At 70.7% G+C, this 14,214-nt stretch carries 17 protein-coding genes; 9 read left to right on the forward strand and 8 right to left on the reverse strand.

From position 1 onward, the window contains the following. Positions 1-72: 72 nt before the first annotated feature. Positions 73-591: a flavodoxin family protein gene (locus LCN96_RS30780; protein WP_225265916.1), complete on the reverse strand. Its 519-nt coding sequence runs from the start codon at positions 589-591 to the stop codon at positions 73-75. Continuing rightward, the gene (locus LCN96_RS30785; RefSeq protein ID WP_225265917.1) at positions 591-1,076 is read right to left on the reverse strand and encodes a CBS domain-containing protein; all 486 of its coding nucleotides are present in this window, start codon (positions 1,074-1,076) and stop codon (positions 591-593) included. The genes LCN96_RS30780 and LCN96_RS30785 overlap by 1 nt, the downstream gene beginning before the upstream one ends. Positions 1,077-1,315: 239 nt before the next feature. Here LCN96_RS30785 and LCN96_RS30790 point away from each other — a divergent pair, with 239 nt between their 5' ends. Beyond that, positions 1,316-1,492 carry a hypothetical protein gene (locus LCN96_RS30790; RefSeq protein ID WP_225265918.1) on the forward strand — a complete coding sequence of 59 codons (177 nt, stop codon included), beginning with the start codon at positions 1,316-1,318 and terminating at the stop codon, positions 1,490-1,492. Between the two features lie 323 nt (positions 1,493-1,815). Then, the gene (locus tag LCN96_RS30795) at positions 1,816-1,965 is read left to right on the forward strand and encodes a hypothetical protein (RefSeq protein ID WP_225265919.1); all 150 of its coding nucleotides are present in this window, start codon (positions 1,816-1,818) and stop codon (positions 1,963-1,965) included. 51 nt (positions 1,966-2,016) lie between these two features. Here LCN96_RS30795 and LCN96_RS30800 read toward each other — a convergent pair whose 3' ends face one another. Continuing rightward, the gene (locus LCN96_RS30800; protein ID WP_225265920.1) at positions 2,017-3,186 is read right to left on the reverse strand and encodes an acyltransferase family protein; all 1,170 of its coding nucleotides are present in this window, start codon (positions 3,184-3,186) and stop codon (positions 2,017-2,019) included. 402 nt (positions 3,187-3,588) lie between these two features. Between LCN96_RS30800 and LCN96_RS30805 the strand changes: the two genes are divergently transcribed. Next, entirely contained in the window at positions 3,589-4,347 is a 759-nt protein-coding gene (locus LCN96_RS30805) for a hypothetical protein (RefSeq protein WP_225265921.1), read from the forward strand. Between the two features lie 282 nt (positions 4,348-4,629). Then, entirely contained in the window at positions 4,630-4,863 is a 234-nt protein-coding gene (locus LCN96_RS30810; protein ID WP_225265922.1) for a hypothetical protein, read from the forward strand. 456 nt (positions 4,864-5,319) lie between these two features. Here the strand turns inward: LCN96_RS30810 and LCN96_RS30815 are convergent, their stop codons facing one another. From LCN96_RS30815 to LCN96_RS30825, 3 genes are read right to left on the reverse strand one after another with little or no spacing between them, the layout of a single operon-like run. Further along, on the reverse strand, positions 5,320-6,354 hold the full coding sequence (locus LCN96_RS30815) for a LacI family DNA-binding transcriptional regulator (protein WP_225265923.1): 1,035 nt from the start codon (positions 6,352-6,354) through the stop codon (positions 5,320-5,322). A 17-nt stretch (positions 6,355-6,371) separates the two neighbouring features. Next, the gene (locus tag LCN96_RS30820) at positions 6,372-6,701 is read right to left on the reverse strand and encodes a hypothetical protein (protein ID WP_225265924.1); all 330 of its coding nucleotides are present in this window, start codon (positions 6,699-6,701) and stop codon (positions 6,372-6,374) included. A 5-nt stretch (positions 6,702-6,706) separates the two neighbouring features. Further along, positions 6,707-7,624, reverse strand: coding sequence for a DUF6772 family protein (locus LCN96_RS30825; protein WP_225265925.1), 918 nt, complete (start codon positions 7,622-7,624; stop codon positions 6,707-6,709). Between the two features lie 151 nt (positions 7,625-7,775). Here LCN96_RS30825 and LCN96_RS30830 point away from each other — a divergent pair, with 151 nt between their 5' ends. Then, positions 7,776-9,059, forward strand: coding sequence for an MFS transporter (locus LCN96_RS30830; RefSeq protein WP_225265926.1), 1,284 nt, complete (start codon positions 7,776-7,778; stop codon positions 9,057-9,059). Positions 9,060-9,138: 79 nt separating this feature from the next. Here LCN96_RS30830 and LCN96_RS30835 read toward each other — a convergent pair whose 3' ends face one another. Then, positions 9,139-9,333: a response regulator gene (locus LCN96_RS30835; protein ID WP_225265927.1), complete on the reverse strand. Its 195-nt coding sequence runs from the start codon at positions 9,331-9,333 to the stop codon at positions 9,139-9,141. 118 nt (positions 9,334-9,451) lie between these two features. Between LCN96_RS30835 and LCN96_RS30840 the strand changes: the two genes are divergently transcribed. The 4 genes from LCN96_RS30840 (at position 9,452) to LCN96_RS30855 (ending at position 13,954) form a co-directional block, all read left to right on the forward strand. Then, positions 9,452-10,543, forward strand: coding sequence for a serine hydrolase domain-containing protein (locus LCN96_RS30840; protein WP_225265928.1), 1,092 nt, complete (start codon positions 9,452-9,454; stop codon positions 10,541-10,543). 65 nt (positions 10,544-10,608) lie between these two features. After that, positions 10,609-11,736, forward strand: coding sequence for a serine hydrolase domain-containing protein (locus LCN96_RS30845; RefSeq protein WP_225265929.1), 1,128 nt, complete (start codon positions 10,609-10,611; stop codon positions 11,734-11,736). Positions 11,737-12,250: 514 nt separating this feature from the next. Further along, complete coding sequence (locus LCN96_RS30850) at positions 12,251-13,165, forward strand: alpha/beta fold hydrolase (RefSeq protein WP_225265930.1); 915 nt, start codon at positions 12,251-12,253, stop codon at positions 13,163-13,165. Between the two features lie 36 nt (positions 13,166-13,201). Next, entirely contained in the window at positions 13,202-13,954 is a 753-nt protein-coding gene (locus LCN96_RS30855) for a Vgb family protein (RefSeq protein WP_449867117.1), read from the forward strand. Here LCN96_RS30855 and LCN96_RS30860 read toward each other — a convergent pair. Then, the gene (locus LCN96_RS30860) at positions 13,870-14,157 is read right to left on the reverse strand and encodes a DUF1330 domain-containing protein (protein WP_225265932.1); all 288 of its coding nucleotides are present in this window, start codon (positions 14,155-14,157) and stop codon (positions 13,870-13,872) included. The two genes, LCN96_RS30855 and LCN96_RS30860, sit on opposite strands and share 85 nt — an antisense overlap. Positions 14,158-14,214: the final 57 nt, after the last annotated feature.

Genomic DNA, 14,214 nt, shown 5'->3' on the forward strand with positions numbered 1-14,214 from the left:
GCGTCAGGATGGCTTCTGGGCGCCGGCGTCACGATGGCTTCTGGGCGTCGGGGTGGCTTCTGGGCGCCGGCGTCACGGTGCCGTGACGGGGAACGAGGCCGCCAGGCTCTCGCCCCACTGCCTGGCCCGCTCCAGCTCCCCCGCCACCAGCGGTCCTTCCGTCCCGGTGACGTAGAAGCTCTGCGCCGGCGCCGCGGCCCTGACGCCGAGACGGCGCAGCCGCTTGGCGATGCCGCGGGCGGCGGAGCCGGGCATGCGCGGCTTGGCGACGCGGGTGTCGAAGGCGGCCGAGGCGATCGCGGCCGAAGCCGTGGTCAGCGTCGCCAGCCATTCGCGTACGCCGTCACCCCGGGAGACCAGCGGCCGGGTGGCCTGCTGGGCGGCGGAGCGGCGGGTGGAGGCGCGGCTCATGGAGAAGGCGTGCGTCGGCCCGCCCACCACGAGCAGCGCGACCTCCGGCCCCACCTTCGCGGGCGCGGCGGCGACCTCGGTCACCTCCACCCGCAGGCGGGTGGCCAGCCCTTCCGCGATCGCCTCGGCGATCTGCCCGGTGTTGCCGAACATCGATTCGTACACGACCAGCGCGTCCATCACGCGCCTCCCATCGGGTTGTCATGGGGCAGGACGGGTTCGAGGTGGAACATCCCGGTGACCACCTCGCCGGGCTCCGTGGTGGCGGGCCTGGCCCGCCCGGCGACGGCCGACAGCACGTCCCTGGCCGTGACCAGCCCGACCAGCCCGTCGTCGGACACCACCGGCACGGCGTCGCACCCGGCGTCGAGCATGAGGGCCGCGACCCTGCTGAGCGGCGTGTCCTGGCGTGCCCGGGGCGCGGGGTCGCGGCCGAGCAGCGTACGGACGGGGCGGCTGGACTGCTCCTGCGGCCCGCCGGACCAGGACGCGGCGAGCCGCTCGCGGGTCAGGATGCCCAGCACGTGCCGCCCGTCCACGACCGGCAGGTGGTGCACCTGCGCCCTGCGCATCAGCTCCCAGGCCATCAGCGGCGACTCGCCGGCTTTGACGGCCACCAGGACGCGGGTCATCACCTGCCCGGCGGTCAGCGACTCCATGTTCATGACGCCTCCTCGGTGCGTGGCCCGTCCGCTGGGGATCGGCCATCGCGGCACTCGCCTCCACCGTGCCGGGAACCCGGCTCCCGGCGCGCGGGGACGAAGTCCCGGAACCGGCGCCATTGGTCCTCGGCCGCTTCCCGTACCGCACAGAGGTGCCATTGGTCCCTCGGGATGAGGGCGTTCGCCGGTGTCGCCTGCCTCGGGGAGGGGTCACCATGGGCTCATCAGGAGGTGAACCGATCATGATCGGTGGACGCGTGATCATGGAAGCGCCGCTCGTCGACGCGGAGCTGCTGGTGCTGAAGAAGCGGGTCGACGGCTTGGAGGAGCAGGTGCGCACGCTGACGGCCGCGAACCTGGCCCTCGTACGCAGCATCGAGAACCTGCAGCGGACCTCGCCGGTGCCGCAGGCCGACTGACGATCCGGGTGCCGTGCTCAGGATCGGGATCCGTGGGGCACGGCGACCGGGCCGCGTGCCCGGGCTCGGAGCGGCGCGGCGCGGCCGCGTCCCCCAGGCGCAACCGGTGGAAGGGAGGCCGTCATGGATTGGCCACTCGCGATCGTCCTGGTCTCGATGGTCATCGCCGTCATGGTGATCATCACGTCGCTCATCGCCCGGCCGAAGAGGTAGCCCGTGGCCGGGGTGCGGACGCGCGGGAGTCCCGGGCTCCCGCGCGCCGGCGGCCAAGGTGGCGACGAGCTGGGCGCTTCCTTCGGCGCCGCCGGGGTAGGGGCATGCGCATGGCCACACTCATGGACCGGGTTCGCGCATATCTGCGCAGCCCCAAGGGCAAGCAGCAGATCGAGCAGGCGAAGCGCATGGCGCGTGACCCCCGTAACCAGCACAAGGCACGGCAGCTCCTGGCGCGACTGCGGGGGCGGCGGCACTGACGCGCCGCGCGGCCCTGTGCGCTCCCCTTACCTGGAGCCATGTGCTCCCCATTACCTGAGGCGGCGGCCGAGGCGTTGCATGGGGAGTTCGAGATAGCGATGGCTCAGCCAGCTGGCCGGCAGGAGCAGGCACAGGAAGATCGCGCTGACACCGAGCTGAGACGGCAGGGGCGACCAGCGCATCTCCCCCGCCACCTCCATCACCACCAGCAGGATCGGCAGATGGACGAGGTAGAGAGAGTAGCTGATCGCCCCGAGCCAGGTCAGCACGGCGGGTAAGCGGCGGGCGCGCAACGCCATGGCGGCGGCGAAGGTGAGCGCCGCGAGGAGGATGGTCAGCCCCCACACGTCCGGCCGCACCCACCACCACCCGGCGTTGAGCGCCCACAACGGCGTCGCCGCCACGACCACGGCGGTGACGGCCACCGGCCACAGCGGCCCGGCGCCGCTCTCCCACCTGCGGACGGCCGTCCCGGCGAACATCACCGCCACGATCGCCACCCCGAACCAGGGCACCCGGCTGCTCAGCAGCACCAGCGCCAGCGCCATCACGCCCAGCACGCAGGCCGCGACCCTGCGCCCGCGCCCGGAGACCACGCAGTACATCCCGGCCGCGAACACCCCGCACGACACCCAGGCCGGCCACCCGCCCGTCACCACCGGCCCGGACAGGACCAGCCCGGCGACGCCGCCGGCCACCGCGAGCAGCGCGGGCAGCACACCCCACCGATCCCGCACGCCGCCGGCGAACAGCGCGGCGGCCAGCAGGTAGAAGACCATCTCGTACGACAGCGTCCACATGGTGTTCAGCACGCCCGCCAGGCCCACCACGTCCAGGAGCATCGTCGCGTGCGCGGCGACGGACGACAGGTCCCTGGGCACCTCGGGCCGCACCGGGATCCACCAGGCCAGCGCGAGGACCAGGGCGATGACCGCCAGGTAGAGCGGGTACAGCCGGAAGGCGCGGCCGACCCAGAAGGCGCGCAGGTCGCCGTGTCGTTCCAGGGAGGTGGGGATGATGTAGCCGCTGACCAGGAAGAACACCAGCACGCCGTACACGCCCAGGTTGATCGCGGTGGGCCGCAGCCACGGCATCGCCCAGGTGGTGAGATGCTCCCCCACCACGGCGAGCGCGCCGATGCCGCGCAACGCGTCCAGCCAGGCGAGCCTGGTGGAGACCTGGCGTTCGGTACGGGGGACGGCGGGGAGGGCCAGGGGCATAGGGGTCAAGGTATAGGAAACGTGATCCCGGAGACACCGGGGCCGCCTCATCCCGGGCCAGTAGGCTGTCCCCCACGAGGGCCGCCCGGCCACAGGTTTTCCCGTTCCGGCTGCCCGCGGCCGCGAGCAGACGGGAGTTCGGTCATGACGAGCCACGACCAGCGGACGACGAGCGGCACCGCCTGGCGCTCGCTCCCGACGTGGTGTTCCACGGGCCGCTGGGACAGGGCGTCGGGCGCGGTGCGGTAGTGGTCTTCGCGGGGCCGCTGCCCGGCTAGCACTCGCCGGCGCCGGCCCCACCGCACGTGGTCGCGCGCTCGCCGCCGCCTCGTGCGTCCTCCGCCGGCCCTGGGGTAGCAGCCGTCCATGAACGGCAGTTTCCCGACGGGCAAGGAGCAGCCCATGAGTCAGCCGTGGACCTCCCTGTCCAGATCGGCCCTGGCCGCCGCCTTCGGTACGGCGGCCCGCCTGCGGGGCGGGCGGCCGTTGCACCCGTCCGGGCTCGTGTTCGACGCGCACCTGCGCCTGCACGGGACGGCACGCCGATGGGGCGCCCCGTTCCTCGACGAGCCGATGGAGCTGCGCGGAATGGCCCGCCTGTCCCGCTCCATCGGCGTGCCCTGGCCGCTCCCGGACATCCTGGGCATCGCCTTCCGCTGGCAACAGGCCGGCGCGACCGCCGAGCTGCTGCTGGCCACCACGGGCCGTTCCGCGCTGGGCCGCCGTCTGCTCCGGCCCGCGACCCGGTGGACGGGCCTGTACACCTCGCTGTTCCCGTACCGGACGGGTGAGCGGCGGCTGCTGCTGGGCGCGCTGCTGCACGCGCCCGTGCCGGTGCCCGCCACGTTCGACGCCCTGACCCGAGCCGTCGCGGCCGGCCCGCTCACGCTCGAACTGCTCGCCGCCGACCCCTCGGGGCCGTGGCAGCTGCTCGGCCAGGCGCGGCTGTTCGCTCCGGCGTCGCCGGACGCGGACCGGCCGACGCGGTTCAACCCCCTGCGGCATCCCGTCCCGGGGCTGCGCCCGGCGGGCTGGCCGAACGAGGTCCGCGACGCCGCCTACACGGCCGCCCAGCGGGTGCCCGACGCCGGCACGGACGACCGTCCGGCGTACGATACGGAGTACTCGCAACCGGTGCGAGAAGGGACATCCCATGCCTGATGGGTTGCAAGTCATCGGTATCGGGCTGCATCGGACCGGATCGATGTCGGTGAAGACGGACGAGGAGCAGCGGCGGGCGGCGGAGTCCGGGTTCGCGCGGATGCAGGAGGCGCTGGCCACGGTCGTGACGACGACCTTCGACGGGCGGATGTCGGACGGGTGAACGCCGGCGGGAACCTGCCGCGCAACATCCGTACGGCGATGAGCCAGGCCGGAGCCCGCACGGGCGGAGCGGTCCGGCGCTGACGGTTGACCGGGCGAGCCCGGGGCAGTTGCGAGCACATGGACGACAGACGCCCCGAGGAGATGCCACCCGCCGTCGGCCAGGTCTGCGGAGAGTCCGACACGCTCGCCGCACGGGCCGGAGTCGAGGTGCGGCGCACCCCGCGACCGATCCCCGCCGAGCCGGTGGAGCCGCCGCCCGATCCCGAGGAGAAGGCGGAGGAGGAGCGGCGCGAGGCGGCCCGCGAGCCCGGCGAGGACGACGCCCAGACGGGCACCGAACCCACCGACTGACCGCGAGCCCGAAGCGCCATGCGGCGTCGGTCCGGGCCGCTCTGTTCCACGTGGTGGAACCTCATGGAAGGCCCGAGGGGATGAGCGGACGAAGGATCGATCGGGAAAAGGGCGCGAGATGGCCCCATCCCCTTGGGCGGACAACTCGGACACTGCGGACGGCTCGGACACTGCAGACAGCACGCACCCAGCGCACAGTGCGCACCCATCGCACTCACCGCACAGTGCGCACCCATCGCACTCACCGCACAGTGCGCACCCAGCGGACGGCGCGCATGCAGCGGGCCGTGACCGCGCGGACTGCCCGCACGTGCACCCCCGCTCCCCGGCGACCTGGCTCCACTACGGCCTGATTCCGACCGGCGGCCCGCCCTGTACGCCGAGCTGTACGCGCTGGGCCTGCGCGGATACGAGAACCCCGCCGGCCGGACCCCCGTGACGGGGCCGGGCCGGCGGTCAGGCCGACTGGCGTTCGACCAGCTCGGCGGGGAGCCGGGTGCTGGTCCTGGGCCGGTCGGGGTCGGCGATCCGGCGCAGCAGCAGGTCCACCGCCGCGCTGCCCACCTCGTCGGCCGGCAGCCGGATCGTGGTCAGAGCCGGCTGCAGGTAGGCGGCGAACGGGTGGTCGCCGTAGCCGAGCACGCGCACGTCACCGGGCACGCTCAGCCCGCACTCCCGCACGGCCCGGTAGACGCCCAGCGCCACGTAGTCGTTGGCGGTGATCACCAGGTCCGGGTGGTTGCCCGGCGTGATCAGGCCGGCGGCCAGGGCGTAGGCGTCGTCGGGACGCCAGGGCAGGCTGGCGCCGCTCGTCCGGCGGGTGGGCACCTTCAGCACGGGGGCGTGCTCGTGGGCGATGCCCAGGTCGTCCAGCGCGCGCCGGAAGCCCGCGATCCTGGCGGCGACCGTGCTGACCCGCAGGTCCTCCTCCAGCAGCCAGATCCGGCGCAGGCCGGGCGCGGCCAGCCGCACCACCGCGTCGCGGATGGCCGACTCCACGTCGATGCCGACGAAGTCCAGCCCGCGGCCGGGGATGTCGCGGCTGACCTGCACCACCGGGATGTTCGCCGAGCCCAGCGCGTCCCACACGTCGCTGCTGGACTCGGTGGCCACGCCCAGCACGCCGTCCACGCCGAAGCGCAGGAGCTCCTGCACCGCGCGTTCCTCGTTCTCCGCGGAGTCCTCGGTCACGAGGAGCAGCACGGAGTAGCCGGCCGCGCGGCACTGCCGCTCGACCGCGGAGATCAGCGCGGCGTAGAACGGGTTGGACGGGTTGGTGATGACCAGGCCGACGACCATGGTCCGGCCGGACACGAGGGAGCGGGCGTGGCTGTTCGGCACGTAGCCGAGCCGCTTGGCCTCTGCCGCCACCAGGGCCCTGGTGCTCTCGCTGACCTGGTCCTTGCCGGCCAGCGCCCGGGACACGGTGTTCGCCGACAGACCCAGCCGGTCGGCGACGTCCTTCAGCGTCACCCGTTGCGAACGTGCCATCCCGTCAACCCTCCGGCTCAGCTCTTGCCCACCACGTAGATCCGCAGTCTGGCAGCCGGGGCGCCCGCACCGGAAACGAAGCAGCGGACGCGCAGCCACTGGCCGAACCCGGTGACCAGCCAGCTCGTCATCCCCGGCTCCGTGACCCGGACCGGCGGCTCGTCGGCCGGGCACCAGGTCAGGCCGTCCGGCGAGATCTCGGTGCGCAGCTCCAGCCGCCCGGTCAGCTCGTGCACCTGGACGAAGAAGCGCGCCTCCTGCGCCCACGGCAGCTCGTACGGCTCGGTGGCCAGCTCGTCGTGCACCAGCGCGGCACGTTCCAGCACCGCCGTCATGGTCGATCGCATCGTCGTCACCAATCCACCGAGATGAGCACGGAGTCGAGGAAGAGGAAGTTGCGGATGCCGGCGTGGGTCCGGACGGAGAAGTAGAAGTTGAGCAGGTTGTCCAGGGTGCTGTAGCGGTCGGGGTAGATCGGCACCGGGACGTCGCTCAGGTCGATGATCCGGTCGTTGAGCCGCAGCTCCACGTTCGAGCGGGTGGCGGTGTCGATGTCCCAGCGCAGGTAGTGCCAGTTGATCTTGGTGGGCACCTCATTGACGCACAGCTCCAGCGGCTCGCCGAGGTAGCGCCAGTCGTCCGGGTCGGGCGCGGTGAAGTCGGCCGCGTACGGCAGGGCGAACTTGCCCTCCTGGTGGTCACGCGGCGTCGGCTCCGGCACCACCGGGTACATGAACCGCTGCGTCATCTCGCCCGCCAGATTCGTGTTCTGGTAGCGGATCACGTTGTGGTAGCGCACGCCGTTGTCCGCGCAGATGTCGGTGGCCACGGTGAACGCGCCGAACTGCGACTCCGACGGGTGCCGGTTGCCGTCCCAGGCGACGCTGGCGGGCAACTCGTGGCCGACGGTCGCCTCGGCCTTGAACGCGAAGTAGGTCTCGATGCGCACCCGGCCCCGGCCGGCCATGGTGAGCCGGCGGATCCCGGTGGCCGTGTGCCCCCGGTGGGCGCGGGTGGCGAGCTTCAGCGCGTAGTTCCCGCTGAGCGTGCCGTGCGTGCCGACGTCGAAGAACGAGCAGGAGGAGAGCTGCGGCGGCCGGAAGTCGCGCATGTGCTCGTCGACCGTGCCGAGGTCGCCCTTGCCGTCGTAGTTGCCGATCAGCTCGGTCCAGCCGTGGGTGGTCGAGTCGAACCGGTCGAAGCACAGGATCCGGCCGAGCGGATCGTACTTCGACAGGCCGGCGTCGGTGGCCGGCGCTGCGAGTCGCATGCGTTGCCCTCTCTCATTAACGCTCATGTAAACACTCGATTGCCGAAAGTCTTGACCTGCTGAGCAGGCCACTCGTAATGTGTCGGCCACATTAACGTTAATGGTCCGACTGCGCGGACGCAATCAGCAAGCTGGGATGAGGGAGTCCACGATGACGCTGCGGCTGAGCCGGGCAACGATCGCTTCCACCGTCGGCACCGCGCTCGAGTGGTACGACTTCTCGCTGTACGGCACGGCCGCCGCGCTGGTGCTGCCCGCGGTGTTCTTCCCCTCCGGCGACCCGGTGGCGGCGACCCTGTCGTCGCTGGCCACGTTCGCCGTCGGCTTCTTCGCCCGGCCGGTCGGCGGCATCGTCATCGGCGTCCTGGGCGACCGCGTCGGCCGCCGCACGATGTTGTTCGTCACCCTGCTCCTGATGGCGGTGGCCTCCACGCTGATCGGCCTGCTGCCCTCCTACGCCGCCATCGGCCCGGCCGCGCCGATCATGCTGGTGGCGCTGCGCGTGGTGCAGGGGCTCGGCGCGGGCGGCGAGTACGCGGGCGCCATGCTGATGTCCGCCGAGCACGCCGAGACCCGCTCGCGCGGGCTCAACGCCAGCGCGCCGACCCTCGGCAACGCGGTCGGCTCGCTGGTCGCGACGGGCGTGTTCTTCCTGGTCTCGGCGCTGATGCCGCACGAGGCGTTCATCGACTACGGCTGGCGCATCCCGTTCCTGCTCAGCGTCTTCGTCGGCGTGGCCGGCGTGATCGTCCGGGTGAAGATCTCCGACACCCCGGAGTTCCGCGCCGCCAAGGACAGCGGCGAGCAGGCACAGGCGCCGCTGCGGGCGCTGTTCGCCTCCTCCCGCCACAAGATCGTGCCCGGCATGCTCATCAGCGTCGCACCGAACGTGATCAGCTACCTGCCGTCCGTCTACGCGCTGACCTACCTGACCACGCACGTGCACGCCGAGTCGTGGGTCGGCCTGATCGGCGTGGTGATCGCCAACCTGGTCAAGCTGGTCACCGTGCCGACCGCCGGCTGGCTGTGCGACAGGTACGGGCGGCGCCCGGTGATGGTCGCCGGCTCGGTCGCGGCGGCCGTGCTGTTCTACCCGTTCTTCTTCATGCTCGACACCGGCACCCCCGTCGTGATCTGGGCCGCCTTCGTGATGATCTACACGCTCTGCAACGACCTGACGCTCGCCTCGCAGGCCACGATGATGTCGGAGCTGTTCGACGTCCGGTACCGCTACACCGGCGTCACCTTCACCCGCGAGATCGCCGGCGCCGTCGTCGGCGGCTGCATCCCCTTCGCGGCCGCCTGGCTGGACGGCTGGTCCGGCGGCCAGACCTGGCCCATCGTGGCGGTGTCGGCCCTGCTGTGCCTGCTCTCGGCGGTCGGCACCCGGTTCATCGACGAGCCCGACCACTTGCGCCAGCCCGCGGCACGTTGACGGAACACCTGCTCCGGCTGTGGAAGCCGGCACGTGGAAGACGGGAAACGTTACCGATCATCCATCCAAGATCGCCCGACTAGCAGCCGGGCAGCCGGGCCAGTCTCCGGCCGCCGCTCAACCGGGCCGCTCCCGGCGAGGAGGTGCTGGGACGCCGCGAGATCCGGTGACGCGCCACCCGCCGGCCACAGCCGGAGGCGAAGCCGTGCTTGCGCAGCCCGGCCTCGATGTAACGGGCGAGGGGGTGCTCGTCTTCGACCAGGAGCACCCGCATCCGCGCAGTATCGCAACGTCGTCATATGGACGGCATATGGTCCGCCGATCGCCTGCCGATACGCGCCGGCCGGTAGATGTGATCACCCTCGTCATTCCTAAGAGGAGGATCACAGGAAATGAGCCGTGCACGAGCGGCCGGCGTGACCGGGCTGGCCTCGGCCATGCTGGCGCTGGGTCTCCACACCTCCGCCACCGCGGCTGTCGAGGCCAGGCCGACAGACGTCCAGCAGGCGATGCAGGACCTGGTGAAGATCGACGGCGTGGTGGGGGCCATCGGCGAGCTGTACGTCGACGGCCGGCGCAAGGGGCAGGGCAGCGCGGGAACCCGCCTGCTCGGAGGCAAGGGCGGACGAATTCCCGCGGCTTCCCGTTACCGGGCCGGGTCCCAGACCAAGCTCATGACGGCCACCGTGGTCCTGCAACTGGTCAAGGAGGGCAAACTCCGCCTGGAGGACACGCTGGCCGCCGTGCTGCCGCAGGTGGCGCGGCAGGATCTGGTCGAGCGGGCCGGCGAGATCACCGTCCAGCAGCTGCTCCGCCACAGCTCCGGCATCCCCGACTTCTTCGCCTCCGGGAAGTTCGACGACGCCTTCGACTTCACGACCTCCTACTCCCCGCTCGATCTGGTGAAGGCCTCGCGCGGGGTCTCTCGCACCGGGGAGCCGGGCGCGGGGTTCGCCTACTCCAACACCAACTACGTGCTCCTCGGCCTGATCGTGGAGAACGTGACCGGCCGCAGCCTGTCCGCCGAGCTGGAGCGGCGTCTGTTCGTGCCGCTGGGGATGAGGCACACCTATGTGACCACCAGGCCTCCTCAGGGGATCAAGGGCCCGCACGGGCACGGTTACCACCCCGACGCCAAGGGCGAGCCGCGTGACGTCGATCGGCAGAACGCGAGCTTCGGCGGCGCGGCCGGAGGAGTGGTCTCCACCTCCGGCGATCTGAGCGCCTTCTACCGCGCGCTCGGCCAGGGCCGGCTGCTGCCGGCGGACCTGCGAAGAGCGGTGGGACAGCCGCGGCCCGATCTGTGCGGCGGGACGGTCGCGGCGGCCGCGGGCAGCGGCCCCGGCTTCCTGGCGGTGACCTACACCTCCGCCGACGGCCGGACCCAGCTCGCGGTATCCACCACCTTGGAGATCGACAACCGGCAGGCCATGCCCGTCGACGAGGCCATGAACAAGGCCGCCGCGAGCGTGCTCTGCCCCTAGCCGGGCCGCGGTGGCGACAGCGCGATGCAGTCCCCAGTCCATGCAGTCTCGAAAGGAATACCCCCATGGATGTCAGCCGCAGGGCCTTTGCCGGCGGAGCGTTGCTGGCGGCGCTCGCCGCCACCGGACGGCCGGTCGCGCAGGCGGCCACTGCTCCCTCGCGAGAAGACTGGCGTGCCTTTCATGCCTACCTGAAGGACCTGGCCGCTGCGGGGAAGTTCTCGGGAGCCGTCCTGGTGGCCAAGCACGGCCGGCCGGTACTGAACAACGCCTACGGCATGGCCGACAAGGCCAGGAAGGAGGTCAACACGCCGCGGACGCGGTTCTGCATCGGCTCCATGGGCAAGATGATCACCGGTGTCGCCGTCGCCCAGCTCGTCCAGCGAGGCAAGCTCTCCTTCCAGGACACGATCGGCACGCACGTCAAGGGGTTCCCGAGCGAGATCGCCGACACGGTGACCGTCCACCACCTCCTCACCCACACCTCGGGCCTGGGCGAGATTCCGGGCAACGACCATGCGCAGACCGACGTCGACGTGCTGGTGAAGGAGATCGTCAAGCAGCCGCTGAAGTTCGAGCCGGGTGCCAGGATGGACTACAGCAACGCCGGCTACATCGTCCTGGGCGCGATCATCGAGCGCCTGAGCAGGCAGGACTACGCGGGCTACGTCCGCAAGCACATCCTGACGCCCGCGCGCATGCACGACACCCTCTACGGGCCCTGGACGCCCGCCGAGGTCAAGCACATGGCCCATCCCTACGCGCTGTTCGACGAGAACGGCCAATGGGCCGGCATGCCCAGGATGGACGGCACCGTGCCGGAGGGCCAGCTACGTGATCTCGGCGACCAGCCCGACGGGGCGTCGCCCGCCGGCGGCGCCATCTCCACCGTGGGCGACATGCTCAACTTCGCCCAGGCCCTGCAGGGACACCGGCTGCTCAACGCCAAGCTCACCCGGACCGTCATGGAGGGCAAGGTGCAAGGCCTGAACAAGGACAGCAAGTACGCCTACGGCTTCAGCGACGAACTGCGAGGCGGCGTACGCGTGGTCGGCCACAACGGCGGCATCCCCGGCTACTGGGGCGAGCTGGACATGTTTCCCACCAAGGGCTACACCATCGTCATTCTCACCAACCAGGACCTCGCCCTCTTCGAGCCACTCAGGAAGGCCAGAACCCTCATAACGGGCTAACACCACCTCTGGTCTGCGCCCCGTACGGCGTGGTGACCGAAGGGATCGCCTGCGGCAGGACCGCCACTCGGGTGATCGACCTTGTACGCCCACGAACGGCGGAACCCGGTCTTCGGCGGCGGCCGAAATGGAATTCCGCCACCCAGCCCCATGTAAGCGACTCATCCATCCCTGCCGAGGAGGCACGATGCCCAAGGTACGCAAGCTGCTCATCGCCCTGACGACCGCAGTCAGCCTCGCGGTGCTTCTAAATAGACGTTCTGCTCAACAGCTCCTCATCCTGATCAGTGGATCAGGATGAGGAGCACGAGACCTCTGCTGCCGTCGCGGCCCGGTGCCCAGATGCCGCTGCAGCAGCTCCTGCTCGATGCCAGCGGGGCTCCAGATCGGGACGGGACGCCGGATCCGGCAGGGCGCGGTGGTCCGTGGCGGGCACCAAGGCCAGGGGAGGTTTGGGGCGTGAGTGGCGCTCACCGGCCACTTCTCCGCTGTGTTAACAAGTTGCCTCGCTTGAGTGCTGACAGGCAGAGTGTCGATGATGTTGGGAAGACAAATCGAGTTGCCCGTTGGCGACGGTGTGCTGTCGGGGCTTGATTTCGGCGGCCAGGGGACAACGGTCGTGTTGCTGGTCCATGGCAGTGGTCATAACGCCGCGGTCTGGATAGACGTGGCGGCCCGTCTGGTGGACCACTGTCACGCGGTGGCGGTGGACGTGCGTGGGCACGGGCACAGCGAGCCTATCTCGAGCACGCCCGAGCAGTATTGGCGAGACCTCGGCGACGTCGTTGCGACCTTGGAGCGGGACCGCCTCGTGCTGGTGGGTCATTCCACGGGTGGGTACGCGGTGACCGCGGCGGTCGCCGCCGGCCTGGTGGACGCGGCGGCGTTGTGCGTGGTCGATGGCATGGTGCTCGACGACCGGGGCACGGCGACACCAGCCCAGGCACAGTGGCAGGCCCCGGAGGCAGCGGAACGGCTACGGAAGATCTTCCGTTACGGCTGGCGGGCTGACGAACAGCAGATGCACGCCTACGTCGAGCAATGCGTGAGTGAGGCCGGGACCGACTGGCTCAACGCCGGAGCACGCCCGGAGTTGGTACGTGAGGTCATGCGGCGAGCCTTCCTGCGTCGTGCGGATGAGCTCTGGGAACGCCGCCCGGCCATCGAGGAGATCGCCACCGTCAGCGCTCCCAGCCCTCACGCGGTGATCTATCCGAGCGTGGATGTGTACGCACATGTCAGGTGTCCGATCACGTTCGTGTTGCCCGACCACGGCTTCTACGCCCAGCGCCGCGACGAGGTACAGGCCGTGGTCGAAGCCGCTCCGGGTCGCAAACTGGTCGAGATCGCGGCCAACCACAATGTGCCCATGACACAACCCGCCGATCTGGCCACGGTCATCGTCGAACTGGTGCGCCGCCAGCTCTGATCGCCGCGCTCCTGAAGCCGGCCAAGGGCCCCGCCACTGAACAGGAGCTCTCGGTCGCGGACGCGCAGGCCGACCCCTACGGCATCACGACCGGAGCCCGACGGCGCGTTGTGGCCCACCCTGGTCCATGGCGGTGAGATCGCCCGCCTGTCCGCAAGCGGTGAACTCAACCGGTATCCCGCAGGTCCTGCAGGGTGCAGGCCGAGCATCATCACCGCAGGTCCGGTCGGGGCACTGTGGTTCACCCAGATGAACACCGACCGGATCGGCCGCATCACCGCTGATGGCCGGATCACCCACTTTGCTCTCCCCGTGCAGGGGGCGTTCCCCTCGATGATCACCTCCGGCCCCGATGAGGCATTGTGGTTCACCCTCAATCGGGCCGGCGCCATCGGCCGGATCGACCTCGACGGCAAGGTGACCCTCCACAGGCTGCCCACCGCTGACGCCGCACCGGTGGGCATCACGTACGGACCCGACGAGGCGGTGTGGTTCGCGGGAATCGCTGCGAGGCAGATCGGCAGGCTCGGTATGGACGGCACGTTCCAGGAGTTCCCGCTGCCCGATCGGGGCGCCAAACCCCACGCCATCGCCATGGCACCCTCCGGAGAATGCTGGTCGCCCGACGGCGCAGCGCCGCTGGCTGCCCGCCGGCATCGCCCGCGGACCGGTGACGCTGCCCGTGCGCTTCACCCCCGCCGGCGTCACAGCCCTTCGATGACCAGGGCGTGCGCCTCGGCGAAGGTGTGCCGGAACGCCTTCAACGGCGCGTACTCCTCGGAGTGGTAGAACGCCTCGGCCGCCTGCTTGCTGTCGAAGCGCAGGATGACGGCCAGCGCGGGGTCGGCGTCGCTCTCCCAGACCAGCGGCTGCGCGTCCCGGGCGACCGGCGCGCCCCCGTAGCGGCCGACGACTTCCAGCGTGGCGGCTTCGTACTGGCGGAACTTCTCTTCATCGTCAGGAGTGACGCTGATGACCATGTATGCACTCATGCCAACAACATAACGCACAAGTATCTTGTGCACAAAATTAGTGTGCGCCTGATAGAT

Source organism: Nonomuraea gerenzanensis (genome assembly GCF_020215645.1).
Taxonomy (GTDB): domain Bacteria; phylum Actinomycetota; class Actinomycetes; order Streptosporangiales; family Streptosporangiaceae; genus Nonomuraea; species Nonomuraea gerenzanensis.